At 68.1% G+C, this 25,796-nt stretch carries 26 protein-coding genes and 1 tRNA gene; 18 read left to right on the forward strand and 9 right to left on the reverse strand.

Going from position 1 to position 25,796, the window contains the following annotated elements:
• Positions 1-22 precede the first annotated feature (22 nt).
• Positions 23-766: a hypothetical protein gene (locus ABD830_RS46835; protein ID WP_345001876.1), complete on the reverse strand. Its 744-nt coding sequence runs from the start codon at positions 764-766 to the stop codon at positions 23-25.
• Positions 767-1,133: 367 nt separating this feature from the next.
• Positions 1,134-1,985 (reverse strand): helix-turn-helix transcriptional regulator, encoded by an 852-nt coding sequence (locus tag ABD830_RS46840; RefSeq protein WP_345001878.1) that lies wholly within the window; start codon positions 1,983-1,985, stop codon positions 1,134-1,136.
• Between the two features lie 130 nt (positions 1,986-2,115).
• Between ABD830_RS46840 and ABD830_RS46845 the strand changes: the two genes are divergently transcribed.
• Entirely contained in the window at positions 2,116-3,111 is a 996-nt protein-coding gene (locus tag ABD830_RS46845) for an aldo/keto reductase (protein ID WP_345001880.1), read from the forward strand.
• Positions 3,112-3,158: 47 nt separating this feature from the next.
• On the opposite strand, the gene ABD830_RS46850 is transcribed toward ABD830_RS46845, so the two are convergent.
• Entirely contained in the window at positions 3,159-3,701 is a 543-nt protein-coding gene (locus ABD830_RS46850; protein ID WP_345001882.1) for a helix-turn-helix domain-containing protein, read from the reverse strand.
• A gap of 100 nt (positions 3,702-3,801) precedes the next feature.
• Here ABD830_RS46850 and ABD830_RS46855 point away from each other — a divergent pair, with 100 nt between their 5' ends.
• Positions 3,802-5,049, forward strand: coding sequence for a benzoate/H(+) symporter BenE family transporter (locus ABD830_RS46855; RefSeq protein ID WP_345001884.1), 1,248 nt, complete (start codon positions 3,802-3,804; stop codon positions 5,047-5,049).
• Between the two features lie 202 nt (positions 5,050-5,251).
• Here the strand turns inward: ABD830_RS46855 and prfH are convergent, their stop codons facing one another.
• The 4 genes from prfH to ABD830_RS46875 form a co-directional block, all read right to left on the reverse strand.
• Positions 5,252-5,875, reverse strand: coding sequence for a peptide chain release factor H (prfH, locus tag ABD830_RS46860; protein WP_345001886.1), 624 nt, complete (start codon positions 5,873-5,875; stop codon positions 5,252-5,254).
• Entirely contained in the window at positions 5,872-7,047 is a 1,176-nt protein-coding gene (locus ABD830_RS46865; RefSeq protein ID WP_345001888.1) for an RNA ligase RtcB family protein, read from the reverse strand. Before ABD830_RS46865 ends, prfH begins: the two co-directional genes overlap by 4 nt.
• Positions 7,048-7,262: 215 nt before the next feature.
• Positions 7,263-7,910 carry a helix-turn-helix transcriptional regulator gene (locus tag ABD830_RS46870; RefSeq protein ID WP_345001890.1) on the reverse strand — a complete coding sequence of 216 codons (648 nt, stop codon included), beginning with the start codon at positions 7,908-7,910 and terminating at the stop codon, positions 7,263-7,265.
• Between the two features lie 11 nt (positions 7,911-7,921).
• Positions 7,922-8,620: a hypothetical protein gene (locus tag ABD830_RS46875; protein ID WP_345001892.1), complete on the reverse strand. Its 699-nt coding sequence runs from the start codon at positions 8,618-8,620 to the stop codon at positions 7,922-7,924.
• A gap of 186 nt (positions 8,621-8,806) precedes the next feature.
• Here ABD830_RS46875 and ABD830_RS46880 point away from each other — a divergent pair, with 186 nt between their 5' ends.
• The 10 genes from ABD830_RS46880 to ABD830_RS46925 all read left to right on the forward strand — a co-directional run bounded on the left by ABD830_RS46880 (position 8,807) and on the right by ABD830_RS46925 (position 14,741).
• Positions 8,807-9,388 (forward strand): dihydrofolate reductase family protein, encoded by a 582-nt coding sequence (locus ABD830_RS46880; protein WP_345001894.1) that lies wholly within the window; start codon positions 8,807-8,809, stop codon positions 9,386-9,388.
• Between the two features lie 282 nt (positions 9,389-9,670).
• Complete coding sequence (locus tag ABD830_RS46885; protein WP_345001896.1) at positions 9,671-10,126, forward strand: hypothetical protein; 456 nt, start codon at positions 9,671-9,673, stop codon at positions 10,124-10,126.
• A 409-nt stretch (positions 10,127-10,535) separates the two neighbouring features.
• Positions 10,536-10,763, forward strand: coding sequence for a hypothetical protein (locus ABD830_RS46890; RefSeq protein ID WP_345001898.1), 228 nt, complete (start codon positions 10,536-10,538; stop codon positions 10,761-10,763).
• 63 nt (positions 10,764-10,826) lie between these two features.
• The gene (locus ABD830_RS46895; protein ID WP_345001900.1) at positions 10,827-10,955 is read left to right on the forward strand and encodes a hypothetical protein; all 129 of its coding nucleotides are present in this window, start codon (positions 10,827-10,829) and stop codon (positions 10,953-10,955) included.
• Positions 10,956-11,391: 436 nt separating this feature from the next.
• Positions 11,392-12,135 (forward strand): hypothetical protein, encoded by a 744-nt coding sequence (locus ABD830_RS46900; protein ID WP_345001902.1) that lies wholly within the window; start codon positions 11,392-11,394, stop codon positions 12,133-12,135.
• Complete coding sequence (locus tag ABD830_RS46905; protein WP_345001904.1) at positions 12,132-12,632, forward strand: hypothetical protein; 501 nt, start codon at positions 12,132-12,134, stop codon at positions 12,630-12,632. Before ABD830_RS46900 ends, ABD830_RS46905 begins: the two co-directional genes overlap by 4 nt.
• Complete coding sequence (locus ABD830_RS46910; RefSeq protein ID WP_345001906.1) at positions 12,622-13,179, forward strand: hypothetical protein; 558 nt, start codon at positions 12,622-12,624, stop codon at positions 13,177-13,179. The genes ABD830_RS46905 and ABD830_RS46910 overlap by 11 nt, the downstream gene beginning before the upstream one ends.
• On the forward strand, positions 13,173-13,337 hold the full coding sequence (locus ABD830_RS46915; protein ID WP_345001908.1) for a hypothetical protein: 165 nt from the start codon (positions 13,173-13,175) through the stop codon (positions 13,335-13,337). The genes ABD830_RS46910 and ABD830_RS46915 overlap by 7 nt, the downstream gene beginning before the upstream one ends.
• A 69-nt stretch (positions 13,338-13,406) precedes the next feature.
• A complete protein-coding gene (locus ABD830_RS46920) occupies positions 13,407-13,907 on the forward strand; it encodes a hypothetical protein (protein WP_345001910.1) in 501 nt (166 codons plus the stop codon).
• A gap of 336 nt (positions 13,908-14,243) precedes the next feature.
• Positions 14,244-14,741 carry a hypothetical protein gene (locus ABD830_RS46925; protein ID WP_345001912.1) on the forward strand — a complete coding sequence of 166 codons (498 nt, stop codon included), beginning with the start codon at positions 14,244-14,246 and terminating at the stop codon, positions 14,739-14,741.
• A gap of 424 nt (positions 14,742-15,165) precedes the next feature.
• On the opposite strand, the gene selD is transcribed toward ABD830_RS46925, so the two are convergent.
• Entirely contained in the window at positions 15,166-16,158 is a 993-nt protein-coding gene (gene selD, locus ABD830_RS46930; protein ID WP_345001914.1) for a selenide, water dikinase SelD, read from the reverse strand.
• A gap of 29 nt (positions 16,159-16,187) precedes the next feature.
• Between selD and selA the strand changes: the two genes are divergently transcribed.
• The 4 genes from selA to ABD830_RS46950 all read left to right on the forward strand — a co-directional run bounded on the left by selA (position 16,188) and on the right by ABD830_RS46950 (position 19,726).
• A complete protein-coding gene (gene selA / locus ABD830_RS46935; protein WP_345001916.1) occupies positions 16,188-17,486 on the forward strand; it encodes an L-seryl-tRNA(Sec) selenium transferase in 1,299 nt (432 codons plus the stop codon).
• A complete protein-coding gene (locus tag ABD830_RS46940) occupies positions 17,477-19,180 on the forward strand; it encodes a SelB domain-containing protein (RefSeq protein ID WP_345001918.1) in 1,704 nt (567 codons plus the stop codon). Before selA ends, ABD830_RS46940 begins: the two co-directional genes overlap by 10 nt.
• A gap of 9 nt (positions 19,181-19,189) precedes the next feature.
• Positions 19,190-19,285: transfer RNA gene (locus ABD830_RS46945), tRNA-Sec, on the forward strand.
• Between the two features lie 30 nt (positions 19,286-19,315).
• The gene (locus ABD830_RS46950) at positions 19,316-19,726 is read left to right on the forward strand and encodes a rhodanese-like domain-containing protein (RefSeq protein ID WP_345001920.1); all 411 of its coding nucleotides are present in this window, start codon (positions 19,316-19,318) and stop codon (positions 19,724-19,726) included.
• Between the two features lie 376 nt (positions 19,727-20,102).
• On the opposite strand, the gene ABD830_RS46955 is transcribed toward ABD830_RS46950, so the two are convergent.
• The gene (locus tag ABD830_RS46955) at positions 20,103-20,696 is read right to left on the reverse strand and encodes a hypothetical protein (protein ID WP_345001922.1); all 594 of its coding nucleotides are present in this window, start codon (positions 20,694-20,696) and stop codon (positions 20,103-20,105) included.
• A gap of 413 nt (positions 20,697-21,109) precedes the next feature.
• Between ABD830_RS46955 and ABD830_RS46960 the strand changes: the two genes are divergently transcribed.
• Both ABD830_RS46960 and ABD830_RS46965 read left to right on the forward strand, forming a co-directional pair.
• Positions 21,110-23,167, forward strand: a complete 2,058-nt coding sequence (locus tag ABD830_RS46960; RefSeq protein WP_345001924.1) for a site-specific DNA-methyltransferase — start codon at positions 21,110-21,112, stop codon at positions 23,165-23,167.
• Positions 23,164-25,707: a DEAD/DEAH box helicase gene (locus ABD830_RS46965; RefSeq protein ID WP_345001926.1), complete on the forward strand. Its 2,544-nt coding sequence runs from the start codon at positions 23,164-23,166 to the stop codon at positions 25,705-25,707. The genes ABD830_RS46960 and ABD830_RS46965 overlap by 4 nt, the downstream gene beginning before the upstream one ends.
• Positions 25,708-25,796 lie beyond the last annotated feature (89 nt).

Genomic DNA, 25,796 nt, shown 5'->3' on the forward strand with positions numbered 1-25,796 from the left:
AATGATCGTCCGGTCATGCCGGTCACGGGCCGTTGAGTGAGCCGAACAGCAGCGCGCCGGCGATCCCGGTGAAGAAGAGGGCGAACAGGATCTGTACGACGAGGTCAGTCCCGGTGGGCAGGCCGTAGGCCAAGGCGTCCGTCGTCATGTCCACCGGCAGGAAGCTCATGAACATCCAGGCGAAGGTGCGGAAGGCGAGCATGAAGAGCCCGTCCCACCAGCCGAACAGCAGCCCCCACAGCAGGACCCCGAGGCCGAAGAAGGCCAGGTACAGCCAGCCGCCGAGCGTGGTGCCGGACTTCGGCAGGAACCACTGCGCGCCACCCATCACCTCCACGCCGACGACCTCCCCGCGCCAGAGCCGCAGCGTGGCCGGTTGTCCCTGCTTGGCCTTGGAGTAGAGGCTGGATGACACGTCGCGGGCCTGCCGGGATCCGTCGGCGCGCTGCCAAGTGATCTCGTAGTGGGTGGTCGTGCTCGTCGTCGTGTACGTGCTGCCGTTGGCGTCGGTGTGCGTCGTCGTCGAGGTCGTGGTGTACGTGCGCCGTCCGGCAATGGAGCCCGGCTCGCTGCCGAAACAGTCGCCGACGCCCCGCTCGCAGGCCATGACCTGGTGGAACTCCTGGGTCTGCCGTAAGGGGCCGGCCGCGCCGGCGAGTGCCGCCACGAGCACACCCAGACCGAGCGCGACCACGATCCACCGCCGGAGGGAACGCTGGGGCAACGACACGCGGCGCGGCCGCAGACTGAACCGGCGAAACCTCATACTCCATCCATATAACGATCACTGGCTTCCATGGACCAGGGTTCGGGCTCAGCGACCCAGCCGGGCAACGTCATTCTGCTGAGCCTGGCTAACGGCGAGCGGTTCGGTGCTGATGCGGGGAAGTGCCCGTGGGTCGCGTCGGTGACCGTGGCCAGGCCGAGCGCGGTGGCCCAAGCCGGGTGCAGCGGCAGGTTCGGCCGGGACCACAAGCCCAGCGCCGACCGGATCACCGCCAGGCGCCTACGCCGGCCATCACGACCGATCCACCCGAACAGGTTTCCACCCACCGGGCGGTCAGTGCGTTCGCTGCGGCCACCGGATTCTGCTTCATGCGCGTGACCGTACAAGAGATCCCCGGCGAACCCTGTCACTGCCCGCGTGCCTCCGCGGAGAATTCCTCGATGCCGAGCACCCGCAGCAACTCCAACCGCTCGCGGGTCTCGGTGTCCGCCGGGGTGAGCACCACCAGCTCCTGACCCTGGTCGGGAGTGACCAGGGTCTCGCAGTCCATCACCAGGCGGCCCACCCGCGGGTGCAACAGGGTCTTGCGGTCGGCGCGCCGGACCGCCACCTCGTGCTCGGCCCAGAGCCGCCGGAAGTCGGCGCTGGCGGCCCGCAAACGGTCGACGAGCCCGGCGATCGTGGCGTCGCCGGACCGGCGGCCCATGGCCGCGCGCAGGTCGGCCACGAGCTGACGGGCGTGATGCTCCTGCTCCTCGGTCGGGCGGACGGCGCGGGCGGCGGGCTCGGTGAACCAGCGGTACACGACGTAGCGCCGGTCGCCGGAGAAGCCGGTCTGGTCGCCCGTCAGCAGGACGGCCGCCCGGTTCTGGGCGAGGACCTCGCCCAGGTCGGACAGCACCACGGCCGGGGTGTCGCCGAGCAGGTCGAGCATGCGTATCAGGCCGGCGCGGGCCAGGCGGGCCACCCCGTCGGCGGGCGGTGGCCGGTGGCCGGCCAGGTGGAACAGATGGTCGCGCTCGTCGTCGGACAGGCGCAACGCCCGGGCCAGCGCGCCGAGCAGCTGCGTCGAGGGCTGACTGCTGCGGCCCTGCTCGAGGCGTACGACATAGTCCACCGACATGCCGGCGAGCATCGCCACCTCTTCCCGGCGCAGGCCGGTCGCGCGGCGGCGGGGGCCGTCGGCGAGGCCCACCTCGGCCGGCCGGATCGCCTCGCGGCGGCGGCGCAGGAAGTCGGCGAGCTGGTCACGTTGCATGGCTTCATCCTGCCTGGCGGCCGGCGGGCCGAGCCAGGGAGCGGCTCTCCCATGATGAACGCTCCGCTTCCGCCCGTCCCGAACCGGGCCCAGGGTTGAGGGGACGACAACGACAACGAGGGAGAACGTGATGCAGACACGAACCCTGGGCCGCACCGGACCGGCCGTTTCCGCGCTGGGCCTGGGCGCGATGGGCATGTCGGGCGCGTACGGCGCGGCCGACCGCGCGGAGAGCATCGCCACCGTGCACGCCGCGCTGGAGGCCGGCGTCACGCTGATCGACACCGGCGACTTCTACGCCATGGGCCACAACGAGTTGCTGCTCGCCGAGGCGCTGCGCGGCAGGGATCGCGACAGCTACCGGCTGAGCGTCAAGTTCGGCATGCTGCGCGGGCCGGGCCCCGGGTTCGGCGGGCATGACTGCCGTCCGGAGGCGGTGAAGAACTTCCTGGCCTACTCGCTGACCCGGCTGGGCACCGACCACATCGACATCTACCGTCCCGCCCGGCTGGATCCTGCCGTACCGATCGAGGAGACGGTGGGCGCGATCAAGGAGATGGTCGACGCCGGGTACGTACGGCACATCGGGCTCTCGGAGGTCGACGCGGCGACGATCCGCCGGGCGCACGCCGTGCACCCGATCGCCGACCTGCAGATCGAGTACTCGCTGATCTCGCGGGCGGTCGAGTCGGACGTCCTGCCCACACTGCGGGAGCTCGGCATCAGCCTGACCGCGTACGGCGTCCTCAGCCGCGGCCTCATCTCCGGGCACTGGACCACCGGCCACACCCCCGGCCCCGGCGACAGCCGCGGCTTCAGCCCACGGTTCACCAGCGGGAACGTGGAACACAACCTCGCCCTCGTGGACGCCCTGCGCCGGGTCGCCGAGACGAAGGGCCGCACCGTCGCACAGCTGGCCATCGCCTGGGTGGCCGCACAGGGCCAGGACATCGTGCCGCTGGTCGGCGCCCGTACCCGCGAGCGGCTGGCCGAGGCGCTGCCCGCGATGGACCTGAACCTCACCGCGGACGACCTCGCCGAAATCGAGAAAGCAGTGCCGCCGGGCGCTGCGCGCGGCGACCGCTACCCGTCCGCGTTCATGTCCAACCTCGGCGTGGGCAACTGAGTCCGGCCCGCGACTCGATCACCACCCACGCGCGTCGGGGCGGTGGCTCAGGCCTGTCGCGGGGAGCGGATCAGTAGGGTGGCCAGTACTTCCTCCGGTCCGACAGTGCTGTAGACGTGCGGGACGTCGGCCTGCCAGGAGATGTGCTCGCCCGGCGCAGCCAGCAGGGGAGCGTCGGCCGGGCCGGCGCGCAGCACGCCCGCGTGGACCGTGATGTGCTCGGTCACGCCGGGGGCGTGGGGCGGCGAGTGCTGCACGATGCCGGGGCGGACGCGCATGCGCAGCAGCTCGAACGTCGCAGTCGGCTCCTCGAAGACCTCCAGTAGCGTGGCCGTCACGGCGGCGCCGGGGACAAGGACGGCCTCTGCGGGCGGTGCGCCGGGCTCAAGAACCAGGGCCGTCAACGGTACGCCCAAGGCTCCCGCCACCGCGTAGAGCGTCTCCAGCGTCGGGTTGCGGGTGCCCAGTTCCAGGCCGGACAGGGTGGCCTTGCCGATGCCGGCGCTGCGGGCCAGCGCCGACAGGGAGATGCCGCGGGCCTCCCGCAATCGCCGCAGCCGGCTCCCGATATCCGTGTCACGGCCGTCCACCCGCCAATCCTTGCATTCCACCGCCGGACTTGTCCCGCGGTGGCCACGTGGCTATGGTTCGTTCCGTAAACGGAACGCTTGGCGACGTTGAGGGGTGGGCGTGCGGGTTCAGGCCGTCATGGCGGGGCTGGTCAGCGCGGTGGTCGGCTACGCCAGTTCGTTCACCGTCGTGCTCGCCGGGCTGCGTGCCGTCGGGGCGACGCCGGGACAGGCCGCGTCCGGGCTGCTCGCCCTCTGCTGCGGCGTCGGGGCGGTGGCGATCTTCCTTGGGCTGCGGTACCGCATGCCGATCAGCATCGCCTGGTCCACCCCCGGCGCGGCGCTGCTGGTGGCGACCGGTCCCGTGCCCGGCGGCTTCCCGGCCGTGGTCGGCGCGTTCATCGTCTGCGCCGGGCTCATCGTCCTCGCCGGCCTGTCACCCTGGCCGGCCCGGGCGATCGCCGCCATCCCGCGCCCGATCGCCGGTGCCATGCTGGCGGGCGTCATCCTCAGCCTGTGCACCGCACCGGTCCGCGCCGTCGTCGACGTCCCGCTGCTGGCCGTGCCCGTCGTCCTGACCTGGGCGGTGTTGCAGCGGTATCTCCGGCAGTGGGCCGTTCCCGGCGCGCTCGTCGTGGCGGTCATCGCCATCGCGGTGCACGGGACCGGCAACGGCCTGCCCGCCGCGGCGCTGCGGCCGGCGATCGAGCTGACCACCCCGACGCTGAACCCGTCCGTCGTGGTGAGCATCGCCATCCCGCTGTTTCTCGTCACCATGGCCGCGCAGAACGTCCCCGGTATGGCGGTCATGGCGACGTACGGGTACCGGCCGCCCCTGCGCCCGGTCCTCGTCGCGACCGGCCTGGCGAGCGCGGCGGCGGCGCCGTTCGGCGGTCACGCCGTCAACCTGGCCGCGATCACCGCGGCGCTGACCGCCGGCCCGGACACCCACCCTGACCCCGGCCGCCGGTGGATCGCGACCGTGGCCCTCGGCGCCGGGCAGCTGACGCTCGGCCTCGGCGCCGGCCTGGCCATGGCTCTGGTGCTGCTGTCCCCACCCGTGCTGGTCACCGCGGTGGCCGGCCTCGCGCTGCTGTCGGCGCTCGGCTCGTCGCTGGCCGGTGCGGTGACCGAGCCGGAGGGCCGGGAGGCCGCGGTGGTCACTTTCGTGGTCACCGCGTCGGGGATGACGATCCTGGGCATCGGCGCGGCGTTCTGGGGCCTGGTCGCGGGCGGCCTGACCGCACTCCTGCTGCACAGGCGACCACCGTCGGAACAGCGATCGCCATCCACCGCGGAAGCCGGGGCGGAAGGTCCCGAGGGCCGGACGGAGGTCATGTCCGCCACCACGGACAAGGGCGCCTCGTGACCCCTTGCCGTCCCCGGGCGGCATCGGCTAGACATGTGATCTTCCTATGTCTCCGAGGGCATGAGATGACCGATGCTCCGATCCCGGATATGCCTGCAGACTTGTTCCGCCGCGCGGCGATTGCCGGATAGGCGGTGCGGCGAGACGGTCGGCTGGTCGCTGATCTTGTGGCCGCGCGCCTGGCGGCGGTCCGATGCCTGAGTCAGTGCGGAGACCGGACCGGGCGTTCGATACGGGTGGGGTTGCCGCGTACGAGCTCGTCGTGGATGCGCCAGCGGGCTGTGGTGACGGCGAGCTCCGCCGCCTCGTCGCCGTGTTCGATGCGTTCTCGCAGCAGCCGCATGGCGATGCGGCGGTTGAGGCTGAACTGCCGCTCGGTGTCGACCACGACGACGATCCCCGTGGGCCTGTGGGTCGCCCGTACCGCCGTGCTGGCCTTGTTGCGATGTTGACCGCCGGGGCCGCCGGTGCGGCAGGCGACGATGTCGACGTCTGCTTCCGCGAACGTGGTGCGCGGGGTGCCGACCTGGCACGGCTGGGCGATGACGTACCAGTTCTTCCGGCCGGTGCCGGCCCGGTACGGGCTGGGGGCCTGCCAGCAGAGGGTTCCGGTCCACGAGGCGGCGAATGCCTCGGCGCCGTCTCCGGCGATCTGGACGAGGACCGATCGGTAGGTGCCGGGTCGGTCGCCGGGAACGCTCTGGGCCCGATGGGTCTCCAGGTTCTGCCGGACGGCGTCGGTTTCCAGGCGGTGCAGCAGCTGGGCCAGCGCCCAGGCGCATTCCTGCGGGCCGCGCCCGGCCGACAGGAGCAGGTGGACGCTCACGACCGCCCCCGCTTGCGGCGGCGGTCCCGGGGTGTGGACCCTAGATCGGGCGTCTTGTAGGTGACCAGAGGGATCGTGGTGGCCACGGGCGTGGCCAGGTCATGGTCGACGAGGTCGTCGATCACTTGCTCGATGCGCTTGTAGGCCGTCGGCGCCTCCTCGAAGAGCAGTTGCCGGTCCCCGCACACCACCAGCGACCCCACCGGTGTGCGGCGCAGCTCCTCGACCGTGTGCTTGGCCCGGCCTCGGCGCAGGGCGTCGGCACGCGACATCTTGCGGCCCGCGCCGTGCGCCACGGAATGGCCGGCCTCCGGCCCGGCGTGGGCGGCCACGAGGTAGGAAGGGGTGCCTCGCGTACCGGCGATGAGCACGTCGCGGCCGTCGCCCGGCGCCGCACCCTTGCGGTGCAGGTAGATCCCGTCGCGGACCTCGACCAGGTTGTGGCACTGGTCGACGATCGGCTCGGTGGGCTCGGTCCCCAGGGCATGGGCGACCCGGGCGGCCAGCAGCCGCCGGTTGAGCGATCCCCAGCGTACGGCGTCGTCATGCATCGCCAGGTAGGCATCGGGATCAGGGGCCGGGCCCGCGCCGTGGACCTCGGTGTGCGCCCGCAGGATCCGTTCGCCCAACCCTCGGGAGCCGCTGTGGACGACGAGAACCAGGTCACCGGCGGCGAGCTCGAGACGGCTCACGTGGCCCGGCTCGAAAACGGTCCCGATCCGCGCCAGCTCGACGAAGTGGTTGCCCCGGCCGACCGTCCCGAGACCCTCGACGTGACCGGCGGGGATATCACCCTTCACCACGGCCCAGGCGGGATCGTCGGCATCCTGCTCAGGGTCCAGCGCGCGATCGAGATCGGGGAACCGGGCGGCCAGCTTCTCGGGTACGGCGCGCTTGAGCTTGATGGGGAACACGGCGATGCCGCATCCGATGTCGGAGCCCACCAGGAACGGGTACAGGATGGTCGACGCCATGGCGGCGCCGATGGGGGCGCCCTTGCCGGGGTGCAGGTCCGGCATGGCGGCGACGTGCATCATGCCGTCGAGCGCGGCCACCTGGTGGCACTGCGCGACGGCGTCGGACTCGATCCAGCTTGTGGGGGAGGCGAACACGGTGACGGTGGCCGTGGTGGCTGGCGGCAGAAATTCCTGCCGGGAGTGTTGCTGAGACAAAACGCTCTCTTCGCTGAACAGAGTATGGGCGGGGCAGCATGACGGCGCGAGCAGGCGCCGTGGCATCTCGAAATAGCGGGTGCTGTCCGTCAGAGCATCATGGAGACCACGTTCCCCGAGCTCACCACGCGAGGCAAGTGGTTTTCGGCCCGTACGGCTCTACTCTGAGCCCCTTGACCTGCTGCCCTCGAGGGTGGACGACGGCGGCTGGACGATCAGGAAACGGATCCTGGCTCTGCGTCAACCCTGGACAACTCCAGCGCGAGCTGGAAGCGGCTGCGTGCGCCGTACCGGTCCATGAGGGCGCGTACGGTCGCCGTGACGGTCCGCTCGCTGATCCCGAGACGGCGGGCGACGACCGTGTCCGTCCAGCCCTCCGCCAGCAACGCCACCACCTCCCGCTCACGGCAGGACAAGGCGGGCGGCGGGGCGGCGGACCAGTGCCGGTCGAACAGCGCGATCAGGCCGGCCACCAGGGGACGGGACCAGATCTCCAGGTAGCCGGCCTCCGGGTCGTCCTGGCGGGCGGGCAGCAGGGCCACCCGGCGGTCGAGGACGGTGAGCGACGTGGGCAGCTCGGCCGCTCTCCGATGGTCGCCGTCGAGCACCGCGAGGTCGTCGGCGGTCACCGCCGGCGTGGCGGCCCCGATCGGCGCCATCGTGCGCAGGAGCACTCCCCGTGCCCGGCGTTCCCTGGCCCCGGGCAGGGAACGCTGGACCGCCTCGTCGTCCACGGTCATGGCGTCGTACATGGCGAGATGCTCGTGCCGTGCGCGGGACAGCAGCTCACGCACTCGCGTGCCCACCTGGTCGGCGGGAATCCGCTGCACCTGAGGCCCCCGCGGGGCGGCAGGAATGAGCACGGCGCCCATTCTCACATGCTCCACGCCTCGTGGACGGTGGTGACGGCCGAGGAGGCGGGCCGGCCGTCGGATCGGATCACGGTGGGGCTGCCGGGCACGGCGTGGCCGTTGACGGTGATCGAGGCGTGTTCGCAGGGGATGACCTGCATGGACAGTCCGTGGCTCACGCCCTGCAGGGGGAAGTCGGCCAGCGCGAAGGGCCTGGCGTCGAGGGTGCCGGTGATGCTGACCTCCAGGCCGGCCGCTCTGGCGAACGCGCCCTTCGCGGGGTCGATGCGCAGATGCACGGCTGCCCGCTCCACCCGTACGGCAGGCCAGGACGGCAGCGCCGTGGCCTCGTCGAAGTGCCGCACGAAGTGCTCCTCGATCCACGCCGCCAGGCGCGGGTCGTCCCCCACGACGCGCAGTCCGGCGGGCGTCCACACCACCAGCACCGCGCCGGTGCCGTGCGTGGACCAGTCGACCTTCCACATCGACGCGTATCCGGTGGGCGTGGTGCCGTCGTACAGGGTGACGTACGGGTTGGCTCCGGCTAGCAGCGGCTCGCGGGTCACGTAGGCGGTGGCGGCCTGCGCGGCTGTTTCCGTGGTCACGTAGGTGGTGGCGGCCTGCGCGGCCGTCTCCGTGATCACGATGCCGCCTGCGGCGGCCAGTCCGGCCACGGCGCCCGCCCGCAGCGCGCCTCTCCTGTTGATCGCAGCACTGAGCATGAGGCGATACTGGGCGCTCGAGCGGCGCGAGCAACAGCGTGTTGCGGGTTCCCGCAACATGCTTGACCTCGGTCGATGTAGCGAAAACCACTGCTGCTCTGGTGACATTTGCCTCTGTTGGACGCCGCCCCCTTCGGACATGGTGGGCACCACAAGCTGATCGATGGAGGAAACGGAGTGCCGCACATGGCGAAGCTCGTTGTCTGCAACATCATGTCCCTTGACGGCTTCTACGCGGCGGCGGACGGCAACCCGCTCGTGCTGCCGATGGACGCCGCCTTCGACGCCTACAACCTGGAGCGGATCCAGGCCGCCGGCTCACTGCTGCTCGGCGCCGACTCGTACCGGATGTTCATGGGGTTCTGGCCCGCCCAGGCGGGCAACCCTGAGGCGTCCACGGTGAACCGGCAGTTCGGCGGGGTCTACGGGCGGATCGAGGTCAGCGTCATCTCGGACTCGCTCACGGACGTGGACGTCTCGCCGTGGGCCGACCGGACGACCGTGGTCAAGCGCGCCGACGCCGAGGGGTGGGTCAAGGAGCTCAAGCAACGCACCAGCGGCGACATCGTCACCTTCGGCAGCCGGATCACGTGGAACGCCCTGCTCCGCGCCGGGCTCGTCGACGAACTGCACCTGGTCGTCGGGGCGAAGGCGCTCGGCGAGGGGACGCCGATCTTCACCCAGCCGGTCGAAGGGCTCACCGTCGCGGAGGTCCGCCGCCTCGACGGCTCCGACAACGTCCTGCTGCGCTACGCCACGACCGGCTGACCTGCGGGGGTGCCGTCCGGCGAATCGCATGCACGCTGAACCGCCGCTCCGGCGCTCTGGCCGGGCCATCCACCAAGAGGGACGGCGTGAGCTTCTTCCGCTGCGCCGGCGGTGGCCGCTGGGTCGGGGCGTGGGCCGGCTTACGGTGGTGCCCGTAGTGCTCAGAGACATAGTGATGAACTGGATGCCCAGCCACCATTCAGGTTGATCCGATAACCGCCGACTGATGCAGTGCGGCTTTGCCCCCTGGTCGGTCGCCCCGGCCGCTTCTACGCTTTCTCCGTGGCGGACATCAGCTACTTCGACGCATGGGGCATGTGGCTGGCCGGCAAATCCACGCTGGGCCATGACCTTCTCGGCCTGCCGATGATCTGGTGGGGCCGCTTCGGCAAGATCCTCTCGTTCGTAGCCGGCGCGGCGGTCGTCGTTGATCTGGTCGGTCCAGAGAGATTGACCCGCTATGGCGAACGCATGACAAGGTTCATGGCCCGAAGGCCCACCGGAGGTCCCTTCATCGCCGGTCTCGTAACGGGAATAGCAGTCCTCTTCGTTGCCGAACCAATCGGAGTCCCTTGGCCGTTGGAACTGTTGCTCGGGGGAATGCTCGGCGGGGCCGCAGGCTTGCTCGCTGTCAGGGTCGGCCGCACGCTGCAGGACCCCGAACTGCCGATGACGCTGAAATGGGTGTCCTTGGGGCTGTTTTTCGTCGGCTTCCACTTCGACCTGCTCGCCTCCTAACCGCGCTCGAATACGCGTTCGAGCCGTTGGGCGCTGCTCTCGCGAGCATGTCGGGATCTGTCCTGGGTCGCCCTGCCGGGCCACCACGCCAAGGCAGGCGGCCTGGTCGAGTGGAGCAAGCGAGCGAACGGGGGAGTGGGAGGCGTTTGTCGTACGACTGGCCGACTTACCTTCAGGACACTCTCATACGCCCCCTCTCATGATTACCGTCTATCCCGGGGGCCCATTTGAGATAGACGGGCAGAAAGCACAGTGCATGGTTTATGCCGCGTCATCACGGGGTTTTTCGTAGTAGCAGCGCTTCTGGTGGCCACACCGGCGTCGGCAGATGCGGATCTGGTGGCCGCTTACGGGATGGAAGACTGACGGTGCCGGACGCGCCGAGCCTGCGCACACAGGCCGGCTGACGGTGGAGGCCTGGCTCAAGACCGACAGCTACTGCCCGATCCTCGCGGCCAAGGACAATTCCTACTGGATGGGGGAGACTTGGGGCATCAGGACGGGCGGCCAGGACCACAACGGCGAGTGGATCGGGGGATTCTCCGGAGACTGGATCCACTTGGCGCTCGTGTACGACGGGAGCACGCTGCGCTACGTGCTCGACGGCCTCAACTGGGGCAGCGAGGCACTCCCGTGACCGGGGCCGTCGACTACAACTCCGGTCCACTGAAGATCGGCCAATCCTGTTCTGACGCGATCGATGCCCACGACCGTCACCGTGCCGAACGACTGCATCCAGGTCAGCAGCACGGCGTATCCGGTGCTGGTGGCGGTGAACTGCTCGCTGCCCAGGACCCGGCCGACCGTGTCGATGACGGCTGCGGTGTGAGTGTCTTGGTGGGTGTCGACTCCGCCGGCGACTCCGTTGATCGCCGGGTCTTCAGGTGTAACGGAGGGCATCGTCGTCCTGTGCCGTTGACCGATGGGCAGGGCGGCACGCACCGGCCGGGCAGCGTGGACAAGACAGGGAAGGGGCCTCTGGCCAGGCTCCTATGAAGTCACAACGCCACGTCCGGTGAGTGCACATGAGCGCCTCCCGGCCAGGGCCGACAGATCCCGTTCAGGACCCAAGGTCAGTCAGTCGCTGGGTCAAACCCTGGCGGGAGGCGTTCATTCACATCATCACTGTCAGTCGCCGATCTAGTCACATCAGGAAAGTCCTGTTATCGACATATCTATTGCTGTTTCGGGTGGCGTCCTCATAATGTCTAAGCCAGCAGTGATCATGCGGTCTGGGGCGACCGCTCCTTGTTGGGGGCACATTTATGACGATCATGCTTTCCCGGTTCACGCGCGCCGCGGCTGATGCCGCCCGGCTGACGATCGAACTGCCGGACTCGGTGGGCGCACTCGAATGGCACGGACTCACCAAGATGGCAGGGCCGGGTTTCGCCCACGCCTTCACGCTGGTCCAGAAGGGCGGCAACAGCGCCCTGCCAACGCACATCTTCCCGGGTGGTCGGGTCGAGACCTTCCGCCGCCACGGCTACGACCTCACCCTCTACGAGAGCATCGACCGCACGAACAGCTGCCTGGTCTGGGTCGGCCCGTACAACGAGGCCAAGACGTGGTTCGCCGGTCCGGCGCCACGCCGATCGGTGCTCAACGCGCTCGTCGCGGCGGTCGAGTTCACCGACAGCCCTGAGGGCGCCACGCTCAGGCCGCGCGTGCGTGCGGCGACCCAGCAGTTCGCGACCAAGGTCATCGGGCGCAACGACCGGCTCATCGTGATGGCGGGCGACGCCCGTGCCGCCCGCGAGACGCTGCCCGAGTTCCAGGGCGCCCGCCGTGGTGACGCCGAGGTGTGGAAGATCCCACTCGACCTCGATCCGGAGCAGAAGGCCAGGGTCGGCGGCACGCCGTACGAGCACAAGTACATCTACGCCAACAGCACCGCGGTCTTCACCGTGCAGTTCACCTTCGACCCGGAGGCGGGTTCCTTCCGCGCGGCCGACGAAGGCTTCGTCGAGGACGTCCTGGCCGGGTTCAAGGTCGAGTGGGCGGCGTGAGCCTGCCGCTGGCCGTCTCGCTGCTCGCACTCCTCGTCTCCCTGTTCACGCTGGTCGCCGTCGGGGCGGTCTACGCCAGGCTGCGCGCGCTGGAGCAGAACGTGCTGAACCCGAACACGGCACGGCTGGACAACGAGAGCACGACGGTCGTTCCCGCGCTCCGGCCGCAGGACGGCGAGGTGGCATCGGTCGTCCTCCTTATGGACAGCACCTGCGCGGTCTGCCATCAGGCGTGGACGACGCTGCACGAGTCCTCCTGGCCGGGCGTCCGCGTCCTCGGGCTGGTCGTCGAGAAGGAGATGGCCGAGGCGTTCACCACCGGCCAGGTGCTCGCCGACGCCGGCCAGTGGCGCGAGTTGTATGAGGGGTACGCGCCCTGCCTGTTCGCGATCGATCCTTCGGGGGCGGTCATCGCACGCCGGTTCGTCTACGGCGACACGGACCTGCCCGAGCTGATGAACTCACTTCTAGCTGCGAGGAGCAGCCATGCGCTTTGACGAGATCCCGGCGATCGACGCCATGCCGGAGGGCGCCCAGCCCAGCCGGGTCAGAAACCTGATCGGCGCGCTGCCGTCCAGCCGCCGCACCCTGGTGAAGGGCATGGCCGTCTCGGTGATGGCCGCCGCGCTCGTCCCCTTGGACTGGGCGCTGAACAAGCGGCAGGCCAAGGCGGCCGGGCCGACCTCGGTCTGGGACGAGAACAGCTGCGAGAGGTCCTACCCCGACGGCGGTTACGAGGAGGGACGCAACAACTGGTGGGGCGATGGCAAGGCCGTCTGCTTCGGCGGCTGGCGCATGGGCGCCTACCCGTGCAACAGCACGCGCCGCCACTTCGAGGGCAGTCGCACGCACAAGCCCGGCGCCTCCGACGAGGAGAAGTACACCAACGCGACGCGCATCGACGAGAGCTGCGGCACCACCTCGACCAAGAACGCCTGGCGCTGGAAGTCCGGCGGCCAGCAGTACATCTGCTCCGACGCCTTCACCACCGTGACCTGGCGTGACGGCACTCACCACACCGACCTGACGATCGCGATGTGCTGATGCCGCCTGCCCTTCGCCGGCTGGCCCTCAACCCGCTGACGCTGGCCGTCCCCATCGCTCTGGGGCCGGTACTGCCGATCACGGTGGGGGGCCCGCTGGCGCTCGTTTTCTTCTTCGCGGGGCTCAATGCCGGATACGCGAACTCCGGCAGCACTTGAAGCCACAACTCGGCATTCCTGCTGAGCGCGTCGGTCTGGCGCGGTCGTGGTGCCCTCGCCTACTTCGGCGTGGGATTGTTGCTGGGCGCGCTGACGGTGGCCGCCGTCGGGGTGATTCTGGGCGGTATCGTGCAGGGCCTTCTGCCTTTGCCGGTACGGCTGGCGGCGCTCGCCGTGCTGGCGGCCGCCGTACTCCTGCGTGAGGTTGGCCTGATCAAGCTGCCGGTGCCGGAGAACGCCAGGCTCGTGCCCGAGCACGTGCTGCATCGCGGGCGGGTGCTGGGAGGCATCCAGTTCGGCTTCGAGATGGGCACCGGGATGCGGACGTACTCGCCCTCCTCCCTCCCCCACCTCGTGCTGGCCGCGGTGCTGCTCGCACTGCCATGGAACGGCGCGCTGGCGGCCGGGGCGGGCTTCGCGGTCGCTCGCTGGATCATGGCGGCGGCCAGCATCGGCCACAGCGAGGATGGCGGCTGGAGCGATGTCTGGTCGATGAACGCCCGCCTGCTGGCCTCGGTCACGGGGGTCGCCACGGTCGTCGCGCTCGCGTGGGGACTGTGGCCTTGGTAGAGCGGCTGGTCGTGGTTGCCGACAGTGCCTGCGGGGGCTGCTCGGCGATCGCGGCCGCGCTCGGCGGCGTGCTGGCCGTGACGGTCGTGGTGCGTTCGTGCCGCGACCCGCACCTGGCCGAGGAGTTCCCCGTGCTGGCGGGCCGCCGTCCGTGCGCCCGCCCGCTGGCGCTTCATGAAGACCGGGTGCTGACGGGCTTCCGCTTGCTCTGGCGAGCGGGCAGGCTGGTGGCACCCGGCAGGCGTGCGGCCGCGCTGCGGCTGGCGTTGCGGGTAGTACGGCTGCGAGCGGCGCACCTGCTCGGAACCTCTCGTCTCCACAGAAGGCAGAGCGGTCATGAGAAGACTTCTCACCCTCACCGTACCGGTGATCCTGCTGACCGTCCTGATGGCCGCGCCCGCCCAGGCCAAGGCCATCTCCCACGGTGAGCTCACCGGCCCCGGCCTGTCCGCGCCGATCGTGATCAAGCCCGGCAGCCAGGCCAGGGACGACCGTCTCAACAGTCTGCGCACCGGCACCGCCGCGCACGCGGCGCTCTACCGGGGCCTGCCCCAAGCATTCGGCGCGCGCCCGAAGGGCAGGCTCGGTCCCTGCTACCGCCTGGAGTGGTACGGCCCGCCCGGCGACACTCTGGCGCTGACCCAATATGTCTACCCCTACGCCAAGCGTGGCCCGGTGGTCCGCACGCCTCGTCAGAGCGGTGCGGTCCAGCACGGATGGCTCCGCGCACCGTCGTACGTGAGGAGCATCCTTCACACCCTCGGCCTGCCGACGAAGCCTCCGCAACCGCCAGATGTCACCTGTAGGTCGCATCCGCGGCCGCCGGTGCGGTAGATCGCCCTGCTCGGTGTGCCGGCGGAGATCTCCAGGCAGTAGGGCAGATTCATATTCGGCACTTCAATCCAACCGTTATGTGCCGAGCCGGTCACGTCGGCCATCTCGGCCATCTCGGCCATGTCGACGGCCCAGGCCGGCGCCTTAACGACGGCATCGCCTGTGACGTCGTGGATCAGCCGGGCTGTATCGCCCAAGATCTTCTCCACCGTCTCCGCGTGATCACCAGCCGTGACAACCGACCTGATCGGCCTCCAGTTGCGGCTCCAAAGCGGCGATCTGCTCCCGGATCTCCTCGATCGGCTGCCGACCCCGGCTCCCGCCGCGCCGGCTTCTCCAGCAGCGAACCCACAGTTCACTACCACCGCACGCGCCCGCCCCAAGGCAGAGCATGGTTACCCGATCAAACAGCCACAACCTCCGTCTATCGCTGAACGATGATGGTGTGCCCCATATAAGGGATCAGCTCGCCGATCACGGGGGCGCCCGGGATCTCGCCGGCCGTGAGCAAGCCTCCCGAAGTTTGCGCGTCGGCCAGCAGCAGCAGCGTCTCCTCCGGAGTGTCGCGGGGGTCGAGGTACGGGGTGATCCAGTCGAGGTTGCGGCGGGAGCCGCCGGGGACGAAACCCTCCTGCACGGCCTGCGCCGCGCCGTCCAGGATGGGAACGGCAGACGCCTGGATCACGGCGGTCACGCCGGAGGCGCGGGCGAGTTTGTGCAGGTGGCCCAGCAGGCCGAAGCCCGTGACGTCCGTGGCGCACTGGATTCCGGCGGCCAGGGCGGCGCGGGAGGCGGCCGCGTTGAGCTGTGTCATGGTTTCCACGGCGTGCGGGAACACTTCGCCGGTGCGCTTGTGCCGGTTGTTGAGGACGCCCAGGCCAAGTGGCTTGGTCAGGGATAGGGGCTGGCCTGGGCGGCCTGCGTTGTTGCGGAGGAGCCGGTCGGGGTCGGCGACGCCGGTGACGGCCAGGCCGTATTTGGGTTCGGCGTCGGTGACGCTGTGCCCGCCGGCCAGATGGCAGCCGGCCAGCGCGACCACGTCCGCGCCGCCTCGCAGTACCTCAGAGGCCAGGTCGTAGGGCAGCTGGTCGGGTGGCCAGCACAGGAGGTTGAGTGCGACCAGGGGGCGCCCGCCCATGGCGTAGACGTCGGATAGAGCGTTGGCGGCGGCGATGCGGCCCCAGTCGTAGGGGTCGTCGACCACCGGGGTGAAGAAGTCGGCGGTGCTGATGATCGCGGTTCCGTCGTGCGTGCGCACCGCGGCGGCGTCGTCGCCGGTTTCGAGACCCACCAGGAGCTCTGCTGCGGGATTCCGGGGGAGTGGCATCTTCGCGTTGGCCAGCAGCGCTTCCAGGTCGGCTGCGGGGATCTTGCAGGCGCAGCCGCCGCCCTGGGCGTACTGTGTGAGCCTCTTCATGATCATATTTTAGGGAGATAATGGCCGCTATGGCGGATTCTCTGCGGTCGATTCCTCGCACCGACGACCTGCTGAACGACCCGGGCTTCGCCGTGCCTGTGGCCAGTCTGGGCAGGGAGCGGGTCAAGGCCGCGATCCGTCAGGCTCAGCGGCTGGCCAGGGATGGGGCGATCACTCCCGCCGACGTGCGGGCCACCGCGCTGGCGAATCTCCCGCTCGCGGGGCCCTGCCGGGTGATCAACGCCACCGGGGTGCTGCTCCACACCAATCTGGGTCGCGCTCCGCTGTCGGCGCGGGCGATCGAGGCCGTGGCGGTGGCCGCCGGGGTGACCGATCTGGAGCTCGATCTGGCTACGGGGCGACGGGGGCGGAGGGGCCGTACGGCATTGGCGGCGCTGGCCGCGGCCGTGCCGGCGGCGCAGGACGTGCATGTGGTCAACAACAACGCCGCCGCTCTCGTCCTGGCCGCGACAGCCCTGGCGAGGGGCAGGGAGATCGTCGTCAGCCGAGGCGAACTCGTGGAGATCGGGAACGGTTTCCGGCTGCCCGATCTGCTGGCCTCCACCGGCGCCCGGTTGCGTGAGGTCGGCACGACCAACCGCACTCACCCGCGCGACTACGCCGAGGCCATGGGGCCGCAGACCGGTCTGGTGCTCAAGGTGCACCCGTCCAACTATGTGATCGAGGGGTTCGTCAGCGCTCCGACCGTCGCGGATCTCGCGGAGATATGCCGACAAGCCGAGGTGCCGCTGGTGGCCGATGTCGGATCGGGGCTGCTGCATCCCGAACCCCGGCTGCCGCACGAGCCTGACGCGACCTCATGGCTGAAGGCCGGTGCTGATGTGGTGACCGCCAGCGGCGACAAGCTGCTGGGCGGCCCGCAGTGCGGCCTGGTGCTGGGCCGCGTCGATCTCGTGGAACTGCTGCGCGGGCATCCGCTGGCCCGGGCGCTGCGTGCCGACAAGCTCACCCTGGCGGCGCTGGAGGCCACGCTGAGTGCCGAGGAGACCCCCGTTCAGGCGGCATTACAGGCCGATCCGGCCGTTCTGCTGGAACGGGCGTGGCAACTGGCCGCGAAACTGACCGCCGTGGGTGTGCCCGCCCAAGCCGTCTCCACCACGGCCGCGGTGGGGGGCGGTGGAGCCCCTGGCGTCGACCTGCCCAGCGCCGCAGTGGCAGTGCCCGAGACGCTGGCCGTACCGCTGCGCATGGGAAGGCCCGCGGTGCTGGGCCGGCTGGAACGGGCGCGTTACCTGCTGGACCTGCGCGCGGTGGTTCCCACCGAGGACAAGGACCTCTTCGCGGCGGTCGTGACCGCATGCAAGTGATCGCGACCGCTGGGCATGTCGACCACGGCAAGAGCACCCTGCTGCGCGCTCTGACTGGGATGGAGCCTGACCGCTGGGAAGAGGAGCGGCGTCGCGGGCTCACCCTTGATCTGGGCTTCGTCTGGACCGACGAGCTGACCTTTGTGGACGTGCCGGGACACGAGCGCTTCATCACCACCATGCTGGCCGGGGTGGGCTCGGTGCCCGCCGTGCTGTTCGTGGTCGCCGCCGATGGCGGCTGGCAGGTGCAGTCGGAAGAGCACCTGGCCATATGCGACGCTCTTGGCATCACCCACGGCGTACTCGCGGTCACCCGTAGCGATCTTGCTGACCCTTCGTCGGCGCTGGCCGAGTCGGCCGGCAGGCTGGCCGGCACCACCCTCGCCGACATTGCCGCGATCCCGGTCAGCGCTGTCACCGGATTCGGGCTGGAGCGGCTGCGCGCCGCTCTGGCGGCGATGCCGGTGCCACAGCCGGACCCCGAGGGCGACATCCGACTGTGGATCGACCGGGTGTTCACCCTGGCCGGTCACGGCACCGTGGTCACCGGCACCCTGGCTGAGGGCACCATGCGCGTCGGGGACGCCGTCCACGTGGCGGGCGAACCGCTGCGGGTCCGTGGTCTGCACAGCCGCGGCCAGGCCTGCGATCAGATCACCGGCTGTGCCAGAGTCGCGGTCAATCTGCGAGGTGACACCGAGGGGCTGCGCCGGGGGAACGTGCTCGTCTCTCCCGGGCGCTGGCTTGAGGTCACCCATGTGGATGTACGGCTGGGCGGTCCCGGCATGGAGCTGGGGCGGGTACCGGTGTGGCTGACCTGGCATCAGGGAACGGCGGCCGTACCAGCCAGGGTCAGAATGCTCGGAACCGATACCGCCCGGGTCACTCTGCCAGGGCTGCCGGTTCGGATCGGGGACCGTGTCCTGCTCCGCGAGCCCAGCAGCCGCAGGATCTGGGGCGGCACGGTGCTGGACGTGCGCCCACCCGACCTGCGGCGCCGAGGCGGCGCCCGGGTGCGGGCGCTCGAGTTGGAGTCGATGAACGGCCGACCCGATCTGCCGTCTGAGCTGCGCAGACGCGGGCTGATCACCCGGTCGGAGCTGGCCATGATGGGGGTGCGCCCGAACGGCGCACCTGTGGTGGGCGACTGGCTGGCCGACCCCGATCACTGGGCGAACCTCCGTGCCCGCCTCGCCGAACTGGCCGGCGACCAAGGCATCGGCCAGGAGGAGGCCAGGCGAGCGCTGAACCTGGCCGACCGCGCACTGGTCGACGCGCTCGCGGCCGAGGTCGGCTTGCGACGACTACGTGGGCGGCTTGTCCCAGCAGAGCCCGCGCTGCCCGTGGAGATCGACAAGGCGCTTGCCACGGTCGCACGGGGCTGGCTGCGGGAGCCCTTCGTCGCGCCTTCCGGCGAGGCCCTGGCCGAGCTGGGCTTGGGGGCGCGCGAACTGGCGATGGGTGAGATGGCCGGACGGTTGCTGCGAGTTTCGCCCGGGGTGGTGCTGCCGCCCGACGCGGCCGAGCGTGCGATCACGCTCCTGCGGACGCTGCCCCAGCCCTTCACCACCGCCCAGGCGCGCCAGGTTCTGCAAACCACCAGGCGCGTGGCCATTCCCCTGCTCGAACATCTGGATCGGCTGGGCCTTACCCGCAGAAGAGCCGACTTCTCAAGAGACCTCGTTGATCGCTAGGGTGGCGGTGGAGGCGTCAGGGTGTCTGGTGGCCCCCACGGTCTTCAAAACCGATGGCGCCGAGTCGCTCGGCGCGGCGGGTTCGATTCCCGTCCGCCTCCGCCAATCAAGGAGCTTCCGATCGATATCGACGGAGTGTTAGCCCAGGCCCGCGCCGGACTGACCCGGCTGAGCCCATCGCAGGCATGGTCAGCGGCAAGCCAGGCTGACAGCTTCATCGTCGACACCCGGCCCGCCGCTCAGCGACGTGCGGGAGAGGTTCCAGGGGCCATCATCATCGAGCGCAACCAGCTGGAATGGCGGTTGGATCCTCAATGCGAGGCGCGTATCCCCGAAGCCGAACACGCTGACATCCGCTGGATCATTCTCTGTGACGAGGGATACTCCTCCAGCCTCGCCGCCCGGTCACTGCACGATCTCGGCCTCTCCCGCAGCACCGATGTGATCGGCGGCTTCCAAGCCTGGCTAGGCGCGGGAACGCCGATCATCGTCCGCGAGTCGCTGACGCCCCCGCGGGGCCCGGGCGAGGGACCCCGCGAAGCTTGAGCACTGAGCGTTACGGTCCCAGCTCCAGGAGCTTGTCGTCTCCGGGCCGAGGACTTCCGAGCTGCTCATGGTTGCTCGTCGTCAGCCATAGGCGCCCGGTGATGATCTCGGCGTGGCCACCGGTGGCGAACTCGACCCGCTGGAGATAACGGGAGTGGAAAATAAAGACCTGCGGCAGAGGAACCGCAGGTCAGGGGCTGAAATGCCTGATCAGGTGCGTGCCTCCGGCGGGATTCGAACCTGCGGCACCCGCTTTAGGAGAGCGAGCGCTCCTACGGCTCCTCTGACATGTTGAGCTGGGTGATAGTCCTCTGGACGGCCTGTGTCGATGAAGATCGTCCCTCATATGTCCCGTACTGCTGGCACGTATGGGTCATCAAGCGGGTGCACGCCGTATTGGACGGATTGAGGACAGGTAGATCGGGATAACCGCAGCGGGCTCGCGGGCTACACCCTCAAATTCCTGCTTGAGCAGGGTGGCGTCTGACGTGCTGATCTCAAGCAAGGCGCGCCGGAGGCGGATGGACCAGGCGCTTTTGTTCGGAAAGGCGTCCAGCCGTGGAATGAGAGAAGCAAGGTCGAGACCCATGAGATATGGCGCGAGCGCTCTCACCGTGATGTCGCAACCGCGAGTGAAGTCACGGCCTGCGATAGCGACAGGCTTCTCGTAAGGCACGACCTCTGAGGTGACCACGGCTGTGCCGATGACCCGCGTGCGGTCGCGGGTTGGGTTGTGCCAGCACCGTCGGGTGGTAACGACGAAAAGATCGTCTCCGACCTTGAGCCGGTTCACCTCGCTGCGATTGGTCTGTGGGAAGGCCATCTGTGACTCACGCAGCACCCACGCGACAGCCTCGCGCTCACTGAGGATCAATAGGTACGCAACCACGACCGGCACGTTATCCCATAACGCGACCTGCGACTGTGGGGCACCGCAGTGGACGATCGTCAGGGCCCCAGCAAGTTCCACTCGCTGCAGGAGAGCGCGGGCGGTGCCGCCTATCTCTATGTGGATTGACCTGCTGAAACACGGGTGCAAGAGTGTCTGACTCGCTGGATCATCCCGCAGATGTCCCGCATTGCTGCTGACTGCGGCCACCACGACATCCGATGGCAAGCCGACCCGGAGCGCAGGGCCGCCAAGGCCCGAGCACCGGAAGCGGCGCGGCAGCCTGGGCCAGCACCCCGCTTAGGAGAGTGAGCGCGTTCCATCTTGCTAGGCCTCTGCCACACCGCGCCGGCTAAATGGTCAAGACCATCCACCTCCACACCCGCAAAGCTCGCATTTCGGTTTCGGCACGGCCAAGCAGAAACTAAGAGGGGCAGAGGGCCCGGCCGATAGTGTTTCCGTGACGATCCGAGAAACCTGCGAGGGTGGGGTACGTGGACCACGAGACCAATGTCCTTGATCAGCTGCTCAGCCGAGTCACCGACGAGACTCTGCGCAGCCGGTTGGCGCGTGAGATCGAGCTGCTTAGAGGTTCGCGCCGGTTTGGTCTCGTGTTCGACAGGCACCTGCCCGAGTCCGTCAAGCTCACCGACCACCCGATCCGCAAGGGCGTCAAGGTCGCGCTGCGCGACGAGTCGAGCGCACTGACGTGGCGAGTGGTCGGCTTTGCCGACATGACCCGTACAGTCGCGGTGCTCGACGGCGACGGCGGCGAGCAGGCCGTTGCCGATCTTGTGGTGGTCCGCGAGTTTGGCGAGCCGATCTACCCTGGCCTCCAGTCGATCGAACGTATCCAGAACGGCCCGGCGGACGCCCCATGGCACACAGTCATCAACGGCGAGAACTTCCACGTCCTCCAGGCGCTTCGCTGGACCCATCGAGGCGCGGTGGACATCATCTATATCGACCCTCCGTACAACACTGGCGGCAAGACCTCCTGGCTCTATAACGACCGGTTTGTGGACCGGGCAGATCGCGCTAAGTCGTCAAAGTGGTTGTCGTTCATGGAACGGCGTCTAAAGATTGCTCGCGACCTTCTCAAGCCGTCGGGCGTCATCTTCATCAGTATCGGGGATGACGAACAGCACCGTCTCCGAATGCTCATGGACCAGGTATTTGGGGTAGAAAATTTCGTCAATCTGCTAGCCATTGAGATGTCGACCACCTCCGGCCCTAAGACGACCAACGCACAAGACGGCATCATCGTCAAAAACATCGAGTTCGTCCTCGTTTACCAGCGAAGTGATGCCTTCGATCAGATTACGCATACCCCGCTCCTGGATGGCGTTGCCGAATGGGATAGCCACTACTCCATGTGGTTGAACGAAGATGGGACCATCACTAAATTCGTTGACGAACTCGCAGCCGACCCGGCGGTCGCTGCCGACATCAAGAAATTCGGCTTCGTCAACAGCAGGGGCGAGTTCCTTGGCATGCGCTGCATGGACAAACTGCTTACGGTGTCGGATGCGGCCAACAAGTTTGTGCTGAGTCATCTCGATCAGATTGCTCGTCCCGATAGTCCTCCCGTATCATGTAAGGACATAGACGCCCCTGTGCAAGGGTGGATCGACGTGGAAGCGGACCACCGCACATATACGTTGACGAGGTTGTCGACCGGCACTCTGAATCAGGTCTATCGACTCAGCCGCAACTATCGGACATCTGATGATTACAGGCCCCGCTACGGGCGAACGGTTATCCGGGGAGACCTCTGGAAGGGATTTCATAGCGATATGGGTAACATCGCCAAAGAGGGTGGTGTCAACTTTAATAACGGTAAGAAGCCTGTGCGGCTCATCAAACAGTTGATCCGGTGGGCCAACAATTCTCCCAACGCTGTGGTCCTTGACTTCTTTGGCGGCTCCGGGTCGACGACGCACGCCGTGATGGATATGAACGCCGAGGATGACGGCCGGCGGCAGTCGATTTTGGTCACCAACAACGAGGTTGGCATAGATGTCGCCAACTCGCTCCGGAAGAAAGGGATCTACCCCGGCGATGCAGAGTGGGAATCGAAGGGTGTGTTCGAGAATGTCTGCCGCCCTCGTATCTCGACCGTGGTGACAGGCGCGCGACCAGACGGTTCGAAGTACTCCGACGGCCTTGCCGCGAACGTTGAGATGTTCCGCCTGACGTATCTTGATCCGGGGCGTGTGCGGCGTGGTAGTGAGTATGGTCTGGTCGCGCCGTTGATGTGGATGGAAGGTGGCGCTCGTGGTGAGCGGGTCGACGAGGTCCCTGACGACGGATGGGCACTGACGGAGTCCTACGGGGTGCTGTTCTCGATCGACGCACTGACGCCGTTCGCAAATGCCGTGGCCAAGGCAGCAGCGGGAGAAGCGCCGCCGCAGGTGTTGTTCATCATCACAGATTCGCCGACGGAGTATCAGACGGCCGTCGAGCGACTTCCGACTGGGATCGAGACGGTTCGCCTGTACGACGAATACCTGTCGAACTACACGATCAACATCCCGGGTGGTGCCCGGTGAAGTTCACGCTGGAGGACTACCAAACCAAGGCAGCCGAGGACGTCCTGACAAACCTCGCCAAGGCTCGCGCAGGGTTCGCCGACGATGGCGAACTCACCGCCGTCGGCCTCACCGCCCCGACCGGGGCAGGTAAGACGGTGATCGCCACCGCCGTTCTGGAGGGTCTGTACCTGGGCACGCCGACACGTGAGCCTAATCCAGACCTGACGGTGCTGTGGTTGACCGACGACCGGTCTCTAAACGCACAGACGATCAACAAGATCCTTCAAGCCTCCGGCGGCGAGATCGACGTGAACCGGGTCCGGTTTCTCGGCGACACCGACGAACCCACGCTGGAGGCCGGCTACATCTACTTCGTCCACATCCAGGCGTTGCAGAAGAACTCCACGTTGCACGCTACGCGACCTGACGGGTCCAGGAACGACAAGCGTACTTTCGGCGCCTGGGACATGATCGCGAACACCGTCAAACAACGTGGCCAGGACTTCCTCGTGATCTGGGACGAGGCGCACCGGGGCTCGGGCACGACCAAGACCGAACGCAGGACGATCGCGGGCACCATCGTCAATGGAGGCCTGACCAACATCGGTACCGTCCAACCGGCCGCGCCGGTCGTGCTGGGCATTTCGGCGACGCCGGATCGGTTCCACGCCGCGATGGAAGCGGCGAGCCGCACGATGCGACTGGTCAACATCCCGCCCGGCGACGTTCGCGAATCAGGCCTGCTCAAAGACCGCATCCTGCTGCGTAACATTGCCGAAGCTCAGTCGGCGGACAACACGATGCTGGCCTTGGCCGTTGACGACCTCAAAGCCGCGAGCCAATCTTGGCGCACGCATCACGACAACACCGGCGACCGGCTGGTGGAGCCGCTCCTTGTGGTTCAGGTCGAGCCGAAAGTCACCGATAAGCGGCTGGCCGAGATTCTCGCCGTCCTGGAGTCTGCGTGGCCGGAGCTGAGCGACTACTCCGTGGCTCATGCGTTCGGCGACCCGCATGGACCGCTGAAGGTGGGGGACAAGATCGTCCGCTACCTGCCTCCTGAGGCGATCTCCGGCGACGACCAGGCCCGCGTAGTCTTGTTCAAGTCCGCTCTGACCACCGGCTGGGACTGCCCTCGTGCCGAAGTGCTGGTCTCGTTCCAGGGCAAAGACTCCTACACCGAGATCGCCCAGCTGATCGGCCGGTTGGTCCGCACCCCACTGGCCAAGCGCGTCGACTCCGGCGATGACCGGCTCAACGAAGTGGCGGCCTACCTGCCGGGGTTCCGCACCGAACACGTCGCGCGCGTTGTTAAAGCACTGACCGAAGATGAGACGGTTCAGGTAGAGGTGATGATCACGCCCGAGGTCTGCGGCCGGTCGAAAACAGTCCCAGCGAGGCTGTTCGAATTGCTCGACACTCTGCCGTCGTACACGAGGCCAAAGGCCACCTTTCCGACGCGAACGGCGCAGCTGTTGCGTCTGGCCGCCGCACTCAACGAACACGACCTGGTTAAAGGTGCCAATGCCAGGGCGCGAGCCTGGATCGTCGACCAGATGAAGGCAGCTGACGGCCAGCGTAAGGACGAGATCGACGCCAAGGTGGACGACATTCTCGCCCTGACGGTGAACACTACTGTGGTCAACTACGACGCCGCGATCATGCTGACCACCGGGGTCAATGAGGCGGCCACGTCCGAACGTGACCTGGACGCCTATTACGCCCGCGCGGTACGGCTGCTTCCCGACGCATCGGCAGCCTGGTACTACAACGACCTGTGCGATCGCGGCTACGACGAAATCGACGCCGCCGCCCGGGTCGCCGCAATGGCCGGACTCGGCTTCAAGAATGTCATAGAAGAGCAGGCAGCCGAGTTGATCGGCACATGGCGCAAACAACACCAGGCCAAGGTCTCCGTCAAACCGCACGATGTTCGTGATCTGATCGAACCGCTCTTCTACATCGGCACCTCACCGATGCACCCGACCACCGTCCAAGCCCGCGACGTCTATCCGGTGGCGACGGAGAGAATCATCAAAGGTAAGACCGAGTCGATCCCAACGTATGCGCACCACCTGTACGTCATCGGTGACGGCAAGCCCAACGCGGGCAGGTTCCCGGTCGATACCTCCCGATCATCGTGGGAGAAAGAAGTGCTCGACGCAGAACTGGCCGCCGAGACCCTCGTCGGCTGGTACCGCAACCCATCTTCCGGGCGTCACGCGCTCGCCGTTCCATACGAGTTTGGCGACAAGCACCTACTTATGCACCCGGACTTCCTGTTCTGGCATGAAGACGGCGACGAGAATTACGTGCTGGACATCGTCGATCCGCACCGGCATGACCTAGGCGACACCTCGGCCAAATGGACGGCGCTAGCCAAATACGCGCAGGATCACCCCGATTGGGTTCGACGATGCCTGGCGGTCATCAGAGTCGACAATAGCCTGCGGGCGCTCGACCTCACGAGGAGCGGCATCGACGCCAAACTCTCCGTGGCCACCAACAAAGCCCTGATCGAGGATCTCTTCGACAGCGACGGCATCAACTACCCATAGCTGCGTTGCTGGCGCGTGGGCGGTGCTGGCCGCGACCGGCCGGAGAGCCGCAGCGCGGCCAGCAGACCGCCCGGACGCGCGGCAGGCCG

Source organism: Nonomuraea helvata (assembly GCF_039535785.1).
Classification (GTDB): Bacteria; Actinomycetota; Actinomycetes; order Streptosporangiales; family Streptosporangiaceae; genus Nonomuraea; species Nonomuraea helvata.

Excerpts from the sequence above, each read along its gene's own strand:
- ABD830_RS46835 (WP_345001876.1), bottom strand. The coding sequence starts at position 766 with ATGAGGTTTCGCCGGTTCAGTCTGCGGCCGCGCCGCGTGTCGTTGCCC.
- ABD830_RS46840 (WP_345001878.1), bottom strand. The coding sequence starts at position 1,985 with ATGCAACGTGACCAGCTCGCCGACTTCCTGCGCCGCCGCCGCGAGGCG.
- ABD830_RS46845 (WP_345001880.1), top strand. The coding sequence starts at position 2,116 with ATGCAGACACGAACCCTGGGCCGCACCGGACCGGCCGTTTCCGCGCTG.
- ABD830_RS46875 (WP_345001892.1), bottom strand. The coding sequence starts at position 8,620 with ATGCTCAGTGCTGCGATCAACAGGAGAGGCGCGCTGCGGGCGGGCGCC.
- ABD830_RS46880 (WP_345001894.1), top strand. The coding sequence starts at position 8,807 with ATGGCGAAGCTCGTTGTCTGCAACATCATGTCCCTTGACGGCTTCTAC.
- ABD830_RS46895 (WP_345001900.1), top strand. The coding sequence starts at position 10,827 with ATGCCCACGACCGTCACCGTGCCGAACGACTGCATCCAGGTCAGCAGC.
- ABD830_RS46900 (WP_345001902.1), top strand. The coding sequence starts at position 11,392 with ATGACGATCATGCTTTCCCGGTTCACGCGCGCCGCGGCTGATGCCGCC.
- ABD830_RS46910 (WP_345001906.1), top strand. The coding sequence starts at position 12,622 with ATGCGCTTTGACGAGATCCCGGCGATCGACGCCATGCCGGAGGGCGCC.
- ABD830_RS46925 (WP_345001912.1), top strand. The coding sequence starts at position 14,244 with ATGAGAAGACTTCTCACCCTCACCGTACCGGTGATCCTGCTGACCGTC.
- selD (WP_345001914.1), bottom strand. The coding sequence starts at position 16,158 with ATGAAGAGGCTCACACAGTACGCCCAGGGCGGCGGCTGCGCCTGCAAG.
- selA (WP_345001916.1), top strand. The coding sequence starts at position 16,188 with ATGGCGGATTCTCTGCGGTCGATTCCTCGCACCGACGACCTGCTGAAC.
- ABD830_RS46940 (WP_345001918.1), top strand. The coding sequence starts at position 17,477 with ATGCAAGTGATCGCGACCGCTGGGCATGTCGACCACGGCAAGAGCACC.